The organism is Nonomuraea zeae (assembly GCF_005889725.1).
GTDB classification, from domain to species: Bacteria; Actinomycetota; Actinomycetes; order Streptosporangiales; family Streptosporangiaceae; genus Nonomuraea; species Nonomuraea zeae.
Map to the genome: position 1 here is coordinate 1 of NZ_VCKX01000379.1, position 10,313 is coordinate 10,313.

Annotated in this window: 11 protein-coding genes; 8 read left to right on the top strand and 3 right to left on the bottom strand. The window is 70.6% G+C overall.

From position 1 onward, the window contains the following. Positions 1–814: MFS transporter (locus tag ETD85_RS55375; protein ID WP_138697890.1), on the top strand; the 814-nt coding region annotated here is incomplete at its 5' end. Here ETD85_RS55375 and ETD85_RS55380 read toward each other — a convergent pair. The 3 genes from ETD85_RS55380 to ETD85_RS55390 all read right to left on the bottom strand — a co-directional run bounded on the left by ETD85_RS55380 (position 796) and on the right by ETD85_RS55390 (position 3,318). Then, entirely contained in the window at positions 796–1,266 is a 471-nt protein-coding gene (locus ETD85_RS55380) for a hypothetical protein (protein ID WP_138697891.1), read from the bottom strand. The two genes, ETD85_RS55375 and ETD85_RS55380, sit on opposite strands and share 19 nt — an antisense overlap. Positions 1,267–1,364: 98 nt before the next feature. Continuing rightward, complete coding sequence (locus ETD85_RS55385) at positions 1,365–2,522, bottom strand: NAD(P)/FAD-dependent oxidoreductase (RefSeq protein WP_138697892.1); 1,158 nt, start codon at positions 2,520–2,522, stop codon at positions 1,365–1,367. A gap of 124 nt (positions 2,523–2,646) precedes the next feature. After that, positions 2,647–3,318, bottom strand: coding sequence for a hypothetical protein (locus ETD85_RS55390; protein WP_138697893.1), 672 nt, complete (start codon positions 3,316–3,318; stop codon positions 2,647–2,649). 43 nt (positions 3,319–3,361) lie between these two features. Here ETD85_RS55390 and ETD85_RS55395 point away from each other — a divergent pair, with 43 nt between their 5' ends. The 7 genes from ETD85_RS55395 (at position 3,362) to ETD85_RS55425 (ending at position 10,012) form a co-directional block, all read left to right on the top strand. Next, entirely contained in the window at positions 3,362–3,991 is a 630-nt protein-coding gene (locus ETD85_RS55395) for a helix-turn-helix domain-containing protein (protein WP_138697894.1), read from the top strand. A gap of 100 nt (positions 3,992–4,091) precedes the next feature. Continuing rightward, positions 4,092–5,261, top strand: a complete 1,170-nt coding sequence (locus tag ETD85_RS55400) for a homogentisate 1,2-dioxygenase (RefSeq protein ID WP_138697895.1) — start codon at positions 4,092–4,094, stop codon at positions 5,259–5,261. Continuing rightward, positions 5,258–6,028, top strand: a complete 771-nt coding sequence (locus ETD85_RS55405; RefSeq protein ID WP_170247375.1) for a hypothetical protein — start codon at positions 5,258–5,260, stop codon at positions 6,026–6,028. Before ETD85_RS55400 ends, ETD85_RS55405 begins: the two co-directional genes overlap by 4 nt. Positions 6,029–6,083: 55 nt before the next feature. Then, positions 6,084–7,187, top strand: a complete 1,104-nt coding sequence (gene fahA, locus ETD85_RS55410) for a fumarylacetoacetase (protein ID WP_240780045.1) — start codon at positions 6,084–6,086, stop codon at positions 7,185–7,187. Between the two features lie 72 nt (positions 7,188–7,259). After that, complete coding sequence (locus tag ETD85_RS55415; protein WP_138697897.1) at positions 7,260–8,429, top strand: L,D-transpeptidase; 1,170 nt, start codon at positions 7,260–7,262, stop codon at positions 8,427–8,429. A 71-nt stretch (positions 8,430–8,500) separates the two neighbouring features. Next, on the top strand, positions 8,501–8,932 hold the full coding sequence (locus ETD85_RS55420; protein WP_138697898.1) for an NfeD family protein: 432 nt from the start codon (positions 8,501–8,503) through the stop codon (positions 8,930–8,932). A 3-nt stretch (positions 8,933–8,935) separates the two neighbouring features. Then, positions 8,936–10,012, top strand: coding sequence for an SPFH domain-containing protein (locus ETD85_RS55425; protein ID WP_138697899.1), 1,077 nt, complete (start codon positions 8,936–8,938; stop codon positions 10,010–10,012). The last annotated feature ends 301 nt before the right edge of the window (positions 10,013–10,313 follow it).

Below are 10,313 nucleotides of genomic sequence, written 5' to 3' on the forward strand. Positions count from 1 at the left end.
GGCGCTGGGGGTGAGCGGGGCCATGTTCGCGCTGGCGGGCGTGCTGATCGCGATGCTCCGCCTGGACCGCGCCCCCGCACGGGACACGCTGCCCGCCCCGGCGGGGAACGCGATCCCCGCCTCAGCGGGCGACGCGGCGGCGCCGGACGCGGCGGACGCGGTGGCGCGCGGCAAGCGGCATTCGGTGGTGGGCGACCTGCGCGAGGGCTGGCGGGAGTTCAGCTCGCGGCAGTGGATCTGGGTGGTGGTCCTGCAGTTCTCGCTGATGGTCATGGCCATCCAGGCCGGGCACGGCGTGCTCGGGCCGCTGCTGGCGAAGGAGACCCTGGGCGGTCCCGCCGCCTGGTCGGCGTTCCTCGCCGGTGAGGCGGTCGGGACGATCGCCGGGGTGCTGGTGTCGATGCGGGTGCGGCCCAAGCGGCCGATCCTGGTGGCCGTGCTGCTCTGCCTGCCGACCGCGCTGCCGTACCTGCTGCTCGGGCTGGACTCGCCGCTCTGGGCGATCGTGGCCGGAGCGTTCGTGCTCGGCGTCTGCTTCGACGTGTTCGGCGTGCTGTGGCAGACCACAATGCAGCGCGAGGTCCCGGCGGAGTCCCTGTCGCGGGTCAGCTCGTACGACATACTCGGCTCGCTCATGTTCGGCCCGATCGGGCTGATGTTCGCGGGGCCCGCGGCCTACCTGTTCGGCACGGAGGAGGCGCTGCTCGGCTGCGCGGTCATCATCGTGCTGTCCACGCTCGCCGCGCTGCTCTCACCCGGGGTGCGCAACCTGCGCGCCCCGGAGGCGAGGCTGTCTCACGCCGACCTGAAGTAGGCGTTGGCCCGGGGCTGGAACATCAGGGTCAGCGCCCCGAGCACGGCCGCCACGTGCAGGGTCCGGCTGGTCGCGAAGACCCACCACAGCGGGTCCGCACCGGCGACGACCTCGGCGATCGAGCCCCCGCCCAGCAGCCACTGAACGGGCTCGATCACGAGCGAGAGCGTCCCGAACACGCCCAGCGTCCCCGCCAGCGTCCAGCGCGCCCAGTTCTGGCCGCGCCGCAGCCGCAGAGCGAGGAAGATCGCGCCCGCGAACACCGCCAGCCGGAACCCCACGCCCGGCAGCAGGTCCACGAGCGCCGTGCCCCCGGAGAGATGGCCGGCGACCATGAGCACGGCCTCGAACGCCCCCGCCGCGACCGCTGCCAGCCACAGCGTCGCGGCGGTGTGGACGACGGGCGGCGGATCGGGAGCGACGGTCTTCTTGATGCTGTCAACGGTGGTCAAGACGGCCTCCTTGGATGAGCGGATCACCCTTGCAGTGTCCGCCGCCCGGCCTGTCCGATTCATGCCCGCCGCCCCCCGAACCGCAGGTAGTGCGCGCCTTACCAGACCTCTCCGCTCGTCCTCAGCCCGCGGGAGGGGCTGCGCTCGTGCAGCCCGAAGCGCGGCTCCGGGGCGTACTCCCCGTCGAGCACGCCCGCCAGGTAGCCGGCCAGCGCGGGCGCGTGCTTGAACCCGTGCCCCGAGTCGCCGCCCAGCAGCCACACCCCCGGCGACACCTCGGCGACGATCCACTCGGCGTCGGGGGTGAGCGCGTACTGGCACACCTGGCTGAACAGCACCGGCGCGCTCGCCAGCGACGGGAACCTGCGCCGCAGGTAGGCCCTGGCCTGATCGACGCCGGCCGGGTCAACGACGCGCTCGCCGTGCTCGGGCTCGTACGGCGGGCCCTCCGCGTCGGAGGTCGTCTTCATCCCCACCCCGTCCACGTCGCCGTGGCCGTAGGCCGAGGCCTCGTAGTCCAGCCAGGCGGGCGTCTCGGGCACGGACCACTCCGGGGGGACCGCGAAGTGCAGCGTGTCCTGCTTGGTCACGGTGAGCGGCGTCCCGCCGAACGTCGCCGCGTCGAACAGCGCGGGCAGCCACGCGCCGCACGCCCACACCACGCGGTCAGCGTGCCGCACCTCGCCGTCGATCTCGACCGCACTCAGGTACGCCGGCGTTTCACTCGACCCTTCTGCTCGTACGGGCAGCGCCCGCGCTCTGACCAGGCGTACCCCTGCGGCCACCGCCAGGCCCGCGGTCACCTGGGTCGCCCGCCTGGCCCTGAGCACGCCCGCGTGCGGCTCCCAGAGCAGGAAGCTCAGGTCGTCGCCGCGGTAGTCGGGGAAGAACCTGGCGCCCTCGGCCGGGTCGAGCAACTCACACGCGATGTCCAGATTTTTCAGGACCCGGTGGCTGGCGTACTCCCACCCGTCCGGCCTCCTGGCGAACCACACCATGCCCGCCTCGTGGTACAGCACCTCCCCGGCCCGCTCACCCAGCCGCCGCCAGCCGTCCCTGGCCTGCCAGGCGAGCTTGGCGTACCACTCGTCGCCGCCGTGCGCGCAGCGCAGCAGCCGGGTCTCCCCCGCGCTGGCCTGCCGTACGTGGCCCGGCTTGTGCTGCTCGACCAGCGTCACCTGCCAGCCCGTCTCGGCCAGCCGCAACGCCAGTGACGTCCCCCAAATGCCCGCTCCGACCACAATGACCGATTTCATGAGACCACGGTGACCGGAACCGGCCCGCGACCGCAAGACTCAGATCGCATCCGCCCGGCGGCTCTGCCTCGACGCCGCCCGGCGGCTCTGCTTCGGCGAAGCCCGGCGGCTCTGCTTCGGCGGCTCACACGACGATGAGCCGGACCACGACGCCCGCGCAGTTTCCCGCCACGCAGATGCGTACCGGCACCTCGGAGATGCCGGGCGCGGCCGGGACGCCGCCCACGTGGCCGTCGGGCCCGATGGTCACGTCCTGCGGCAGCTTTTCGTGGTCGGTCACGGTGAAGGTGGGCACCACGCCCGCCGGGCCGCCGTTGATGCCGATCTCACCGCTCAGCGGCCGGCCCACGGCGCCGGGGAAGGTCAGCTCGCGCGGCTCCCACGGCACGTTGCCGAGCACCACGAGGGTGAGGTCCTGCGCCGAGCACGACTGGCCGGAGCAGACCTGGACCCGGGAGACGTAGGTGCCCGGGCGTTCGGGCTTGCCGTAGAGCCGGCCGCCCTGGTCGACCTTGATCCCGACCGCGAGGTAGGCGGCGCGGAAACCCGCGCCCTTCTCGGTGGGCAGCAGCCGCTGGCTCACCTCGATGCCCTCGGTGACGTAGAAGGTGTCCTCGACCAGGCGGCTGTCAGCGGGGTCGAGCGGGGTCTCCCTGGACATGTAGACCATGGAGCCGCCGAACGTGGACACGAGCGGGGACAGCCCGCACAGGGCCAAGCCCGCGAGCAGGAGCACCCACCTGTGCCGCATCTTCACCCCCCGGCTCTCTACGTACCCCCTTCGCTGCGTGTTCATCGCTTCACTCCGCGATGCCGGTGTCGCTTGGATAATCGGTCGCATGGCCGCTGAATCCGCTCAGACCCTGGAACGCGGGCTCCGCCTGCTGCGACTGCTCGCCGACGGGAAGAACGGCCGGACTCCGACCGAGCTGAGCGCCGAGCTGTCGCTGAGCCGGCCCGTGGTTTACCGGCTGCTGACGACGCTGATGAACGAGGGATTCGTCCGCAGGGACGCCGAAGGGCGGGTGCATCTCGGGTTCGGGGTGCTCGTGCTGGCGCAGGCGGTGCAACCGCTGCTGCGGGCGGCGGCGGTGCCGACGCTGCGGCGGCTGGCCGAGGACGTCGGCGCAACCGCGCACCTGACCGTGGCCGAGGGCGACGACGGGCTGGCCGTGGCCGTGGTCGAGCCGTCCTGGACCAACATGCACGTGGCCTACCGCGAGGGCGCGCGCCATCCGCTGGTGAAAGGCGCGGCGGGGCGGGCGATCCTGGCGCTGCGCGAGGGGCGTGACGACTACTTCGTCACGGAGGGGCAGTTGCAGGAAGGGGCGCGCGGCGTCGCCGCGCCTGTCACCGGCCTGCCTTGGCTGGAGGCGTCGGTGGGGGTGGTGACGTTCGGGCCGCTGGAGGAGTCGACCGGGCGCCGGGTCAGGGCGGCCGCCGCCGAGCTGGCGGCGGCGCTGGGGTGAGGGACGCCGGGTGGCGGGTTGACATCTCCGGACGTATAGCGGACGGTAGTTTCACATAGAGGACACTCCCGTCCGATTAACGGACACCATGGAGGAGCGGATGCCGTACTACCAGGTCGTTGGGGAGGTGCCGCGCAAGCGGCACGTGCAGTTCAGACGGCCGGACGGTGGCCTCTACGCGGAGGAGTTGATGGGCGAGGAGGGGTTCTCCTCCGACTCCTCGCTGCTCTACCACCGCCACCTGCCCACCGCGATCGTCAAGGCGGAGGCGGTCACGTCCCCGCCGGGCACGCGATTGGAGCCCAACCTGCCGCTCGCGCCGCGCCATTTCCGCACGCAGGAGCTGTCCACCGTGGGCGACCTGGTCACCGGCCGCATGCTGCTGGCCGGCAACGGCGACGTCCGATTGTCGTACGCCACCAGCGACCAGCCGAGCGAGCTCTACCGCAACTCCATGGGCGACGAGTGCGTCTACGTCCAGCGCGGCAGCGTCCGGCTCGAGTCCACCTATGGCGTGATCGAGGCCGGAGCGGGCGACTACGTGGTCGTGCCGACGGGAACGATCCATCGCTGGGTGCCGGACGGCCAGGTCAACGTGCTGGCCATCGAGGCGTCCGGGCACATCAGGCCGCCCAAGCGCTATCTGTCGCAGTACGGGCAGTTCCTGGAGCACGCGCCCTACTGCGAGCGCGACCTCCGCAGCCCGGCCGAGCCGCTGCTCGTGGAGGGCGAGGAGGTGCCGGTCCTGGTGCGCACGCGCGGCGGGCTGACCAGGCTCGTCTACCGCAACCATCCGTTCGACGTGGTCGGCTGGGACGGCTGTCTCTATCCGTTCGCGTTCAACATCGAGGACTTCGAGCCGATCGTGAAGAAGACGCACGCGCCGCCGCCCGTGCACCAGACGTTCGAGGGGCCGGGGTTCGTGGTGTGCTCGTTCTGCCCGCGGCCGCTCGACTTCCACCCCGAGTCCATACCGATCCCCTACAACCACCACAACGTGGACTCCGACGAGTTCATGTTCTACGTGGGCGGCGACTACTCCGCGCGCAAGGGCTCGGGCATCGACGTGGGCTCGATCTCGCTGCACCCCGCCGGGTTCACGCACGGACCGCAGCCCGGGGCGGTGGAGGCGGTGATCGACGCGGTCTCGCGCGGCATCACGACCACGAGCGAGATGGCGGTGATGGTCGACACGTTCCGCCCGCTCGACCTCGGCCAGGGCGCCCTGTCCTGCGAGGATCCCGGCTACGCATGGACCTGGGCACGATGAGCGTATTCACGGCACTGGTCGACGACGCGGGCCTGTTCCCGCCGACCTCCCTGCACATGGACGAGGCCCTGGCTCGCAACGAGCGGGACCTCTCGAAGAGCATCGACGTGCTCACCCACCGGTTCCTGTGCCCGGCCAGCCGGATCGACCGGCTGCGCGGCGTCCCGTACCGGCCGCGCCGGATCGGGCTGATCCTGGACACGGTGAAGGTGCCCGACTTCGGCGACCTGCCGGTGGACTTCGTCGAGCTGCCGCTGCCGCCCGACACGTCGGTGCCCGAGCTGGCGGCCAGGCTGGGGCTGCCCGGCAACGTACGGCTGTTCGTCGAGGTGACGCCGCACAAGACGGCCGTCGAGGTGCCCGGCGGAGTGGGGCTCAAGGTGCGCTGCGGCGGGGCGTCGGCCGAGGCGTTCCCGCCGGTGGAGCATCTGGCGCAGTTCATCAAGTTCTGCGTCGATCAGGACATCCCGTTCAAGGCCACGGCCGGGCTGCACCATGCCGTGCGCCACTTCGACCCCACGCTCGGCGTGGACCGGCACGGCTTCCTGAACCTGGTGCTGGCGGTCTGCGAGGCGGTGGAGGGGCGCGACCCCGCACCCGTGCTGCGGACCACCGACGTGGGCCAACTCGTACGGCTCGCGCGCGACGTACCCGAGGACACCGCGAAGCAGGCGCGGCGGCTGCTGGTGAGCTACGGCTCGTGCAGCACCAGCACTCCCGTCGACGACCTGCGCGCACTCGGCCTGATCGATGAGGAGGACTCGTGAGCGAGCCGGCGATCGGACACGGCGGCCGGCCCGCGGGACCGGCGGAGGAGAGCTCGTGAGCTGGGGTGTGGACAATCTGCCGTACGCGGTGTTCTCGTGCGCCGGGCAGGCGCCCAGGGTGGGCGTGCGCTACGGCGACAAGGTGCTCGACCTGGTGCCCGCGCTGCACGACGAGGTGTTCGCCGCCCCCACGCTCAACCCGTTCATGGCCAGGGGGCGCGCGGCCTGGCACGACACCAGGACCCTGATCCAGAACAAGCTCACCGGCGACCTCTCCGTCACCGAGCGCCACCTGATCCCGCTGGAGCAGGTGGAGCTGCACCTGCCGTTCGAGGTGGCCGACTACGTCGACTTCTACTGCTCGCTCGACCACGCCAGCAACATCGGCAGGATCTTCCGCCCGGACTCGGAGCCGCTGCTGCCGAACTGGCGGCACCTGCCCGTCGGATACCACGGCAGGTCGGGGACGGTCGTCGTGTCGGGCACGCCCGTCAGCCGCCCCCAAGGGCAGCTCAAGGCCGGGGTGTTCGGGCCGTGCGAGAAGCTCGACATCGAGGCGGAGCTGGGGTTCGTGGTCGGGGTGCCGACCACGATGGGCTCTCCCGCCGGCGCGTTCGACGAGCACGTGTTCGGGGTGACGCTGGTCAACGACTGGAGCGCCCGCGACATCCAGGCCTGGGAGTACGTGCCGCTCGGGCCGTTCCTCGCCAAGTCGTTCGCCACCTCGATCTCGCCGTGGATCACGCCGCTGGAGGCGCTGCCCAGGATTCCCGGCCGGGCCCAGGACCCCGAGCCGGCGGCCTACCTGCGCAGGCAGGGCGACTGGGGGCTCGACGTCCAGCTCGAAGTGCTGCTCAACGGGGAGGTCGTGTCGCGGCCCCCGTACTCCAGCATGTACTGGACGCCGGACCAGATGCTCGCGCACATGACGGTGAACGGGGCCTCCCTGCGTACGGGCGACCTGTTCGCCAGCGGCACAATCTCCGGCCCCGAGCGCGAAGAACGCGGCTCGCTCATCGAGTTGACCTGGAACGGGACCGATCCGATCAAGCTCGCGGGCGGTGAGACGCGCTCCTTCCTTCAGGACGGCGACACCGTGACGATCCGGGCCACGGCCGGCGCCCTGACTTTGGGGGAGGTTTCCGGAACTGTCGGATAGATTACTCAGCGTGCTTGAACCCTGACTCGCCGCTACCCTGGGGGCACCCTTCCCTCGGAAAGCAGGAGTCACATGCGGCGTGCTGCGACGTTCTGTGTCGCTTTTCTCCTGATCTGCGGCTGCGCCTCCGCACCGGCGCGGCCCCTGCCCGCGCCACCGGTCGTGCAGGTGTCCCCCGCTTTCGACGCCAAGCGCGCCCGCCCGGACCACGGCCTGGTGGTCACGGCGCAGGGCGGCACGCTCAGCGAGGTCCTCGTCTACGAGAGCGGCGAGGGCGTGCCCGGCCGGCTCGACGGCTCACGCACGACCTGGCGCTCCGACTGGACGCTCAAGCCGGGGGCCGAATACACCGTGACCGCGACGGCCGCGAGCCCCGGCGGCCCGGCCACGGTGGCGATGGGCCGCTTCCACACCCGGCCCGCCCCCAGGACGTTCCAGGTGGCCTCGACCGCGCCGCTGCCCGGCGAGACGGTCGGCACCGGCATGCCGATCATCATCGACTTCGACACGCCCGTGGAGGACAAAGCGGCCGTCGAGCGGGCGCTGGAGGTCAAGTCCACCGTCCCGGCCGAGGGCGCGTGGCGGTGGATCGGCGACACCCGGGTGGTCTATCGCACCCGGCGGTTCTGGGCGCCCAGGCAGCAGGTCACGGTCACCGCGCACCTGGCGGGCGTCCGCTCGGCCGAGGGTGTCTACGGCGGCACCGACTCCACGTTCGCCTTCACCGTCGGCCGGAAGCAGGTCAGCTCGGTCGACACCAGGACCCACCAGATGATCGTCCAGCGTGACGGCCAGGTGGTGCAGCAGATGGCCATCAGCGCGGGCATGGCGACCACCCGCGAATACACCACGACCAGCGGCGTCCACCTGACCATGGACAAGGGCGACCCCGTCCGCATGATCTCCCCGGGCCGCGAGAAGGGCGACCCCGGCTTCTACGACGTGATGATCGGCCACGCGGTGCGCATTTCCAACAGCGGCGAATATGTGCACGCCAAGGACAACGTCTGGGCCCAGGGCCGGGAAAATGTCAGCCACGGCTGCATCAATTCCCGCCCCGACCAGGCGGCCTGGTTCTATGACAGCTCACTGCGCGGCGACCCCGTCACGATCACCGGCACCAGCCGTGAGCTCGAATGGGACAACGGTTGGGGTTTCTGGCAGCTCCCGTGGGAGAAATGGCGGCTGGGAAGCGCGCTGGCCGACACGGATCCCGCAGGTGGATGGATGCCGCAGCGCTGAATCCGGATTACGGTAGAAAAGGGGGAACCACTCACGACCTCAGGCCCGTTGTCCCATATGGAGGGCCGGACATGGATGAATGGATCATCTGGGTAATCCTCGCAGTCGTCCTCGGCGTGGCCGAAATCTTCACGCTCACGGCCTCACTGGGGCTCCTGGGCGCGGCCGCTCTCCTGACCGCCGCGACAGCAGCCCTTGGCTTGCCTGTTCCCCTGCAGTTACTCTTCTTCGCCATCTCCTCCGCGGCGGGCATCGCGGTGATCAGGCCGATCGCCATGCGCCATGTCCAGCAGCCGCCCCTGCAACGGTTCGGTGTGGAGGCGCTCGTCGGCAAGCCCGCTTACGTGGTCGCGGAGGTCACGGGCCGCGACGGACGGGTACGCATCGGGGGCGAGGAGTGGTCGGCGCGGGCCTACGACGAAACCCTGGTAATCCCCACGGGGGCGACCGTCGACATCATCGAGATCGAGGGAGCGACAGCCCTCGTATATCCCCGGGAGTGATTCATGGATCCGCTGTTGCTGGTCGGACTCTTCATCATACTTTTCGCGGCCTTCACGGTGCTCAAGGCCGTACGGATCGTCCCGCAGGCGCGGGCGCGCAACGTCGAGCGGCTCGGCCGCTACCACCGCACGCTCAAGCCGGGCCTCAACTTCGTCATCCCCTACATCGACCGCGTCTATCCCATGATCGACCTCCGCGAGCAGGTCGTGACGTTCCGCCCGCAGCCGGTCATCACCGAGGACAACCTGGTCGTCGAGATCGACAACGTCCTCTACTTCCAGGTCACCGACCCGCGGGCGGCGGCGTACGAGATCGCCAACTACATCCAGGCCATAGAGCAACTCACCGTCACCACGATGCGTAACGTGATCGGCTCGATGGACCTGGAAAAGACCCTCACCTCCCGTGACACCATCAACAGCCAGCTGCGCGGCGTGCTCGACGAGGCCACCGGCAAGTGGGGCATCCGCGTCAACCGCGTCGAGGTCAAGGCGATCGACCCGCCCAAGACCATAAAGGACGCGATGGAGAAGCAGATGCGGGCCGAGCGTGACAAGCGGGCCGCGATCCTCAACGCCGAGGGGCAGCGCCAGTCGCAGATCCTCACGGCCGAGGGCGACAAGCAGAGCGCCATCCTGCGGGCCGAGGGCCAGCGCACGGCGGCCATCCTGGAGGCCGAGGGCCAGTCGCGGGCCATCGACCAGGTCTTCCAGGCGGTCCACCGCAACGACCCCGACCCGAAGCTGCTGGCCTACCAGTACCTCCAGGTGCTGCCGCAGCTCGCGCAGGGCGAGGGCAACACGTTCTGGGTGATCCCGAGCGAGGTCACCTCGGCGCTGCAGGGGGTCTCGAAGGCGTTCACCGAGGCCCTGCCCAAGTCGGCGGCCACGCGCGAGGAGATTCCCCCGTCGGCGGAGATGGACGAGGAGGTCGCCAAGGCTTCGGAGGCGGCGGCCGAGGCGGTCGCGGACGCCCAGGACGCGGAGAGCCCCAACGGGCCGCGCCAGATCACCAAGGGCGTCAACGAGCCGGACCCGCTGGCCGACCTGGACCGCAAGCCCAAAGAGGCCGAACGCTGAGACTTCGCGAGGGTTTGCCCTCCAAGGGGGCGTGAGGTCCCTGTCGCCGCTGGACCTCGCTGAGGTGTCGGCGGCTTCCGGGGTCACGAGGCACTTGCGCGTCTCTGGCCTCTGAGGGGTGAGGTCCGGACACCGTGGAGGTCTTGAGGGGTGAGATCTCCGAGGGCTGAAGGAGCTTGAGGGGTGAGCTTTCGACGACTGCGAGGGCGCCGGATGGGCGGAGGTGCCTGCCGTGGTGACGAGCGCCTACCCGGGGCCGGGGGCCGGTGCGGGGGGCCGGCTGTCTCTTATACACTTCTCA

Coding starts and splice junctions, on each gene's coding strand:
- ETD85_RS55425 (WP_138697899.1), top strand. CDS start 8,936: ATGGATCCGCTGTTGCTGGTCGGACTCTTCATCATACTTTTCGCGGCC.
- ETD85_RS55385 (WP_138697892.1), bottom strand. CDS start 2,522: ATGAAATCGGTCATTGTGGTCGGAGCGGGCATTTGGGGGACGTCACTG.
- ETD85_RS55415 (WP_138697897.1), top strand. CDS start 7,260: ATGCGGCGTGCTGCGACGTTCTGTGTCGCTTTTCTCCTGATCTGCGGC.
- ETD85_RS55400 (WP_138697895.1), top strand. CDS start 4,092: ATGCCGTACTACCAGGTCGTTGGGGAGGTGCCGCGCAAGCGGCACGTG.
- ETD85_RS55390 (WP_138697893.1), bottom strand. CDS start 3,318: ATGAACACGCAGCGAAGGGGGTACGTAGAGAGCCGGGGGGTGAAGATG.
- ETD85_RS55395 (WP_138697894.1), top strand. CDS start 3,362: ATGGCCGCTGAATCCGCTCAGACCCTGGAACGCGGGCTCCGCCTGCTG.
- ETD85_RS55405 (WP_170247375.1), top strand. CDS start 5,258: ATGAGCGTATTCACGGCACTGGTCGACGACGCGGGCCTGTTCCCGCCG.
- ETD85_RS55420 (WP_138697898.1), top strand. CDS start 8,501: ATGGATGAATGGATCATCTGGGTAATCCTCGCAGTCGTCCTCGGCGTG.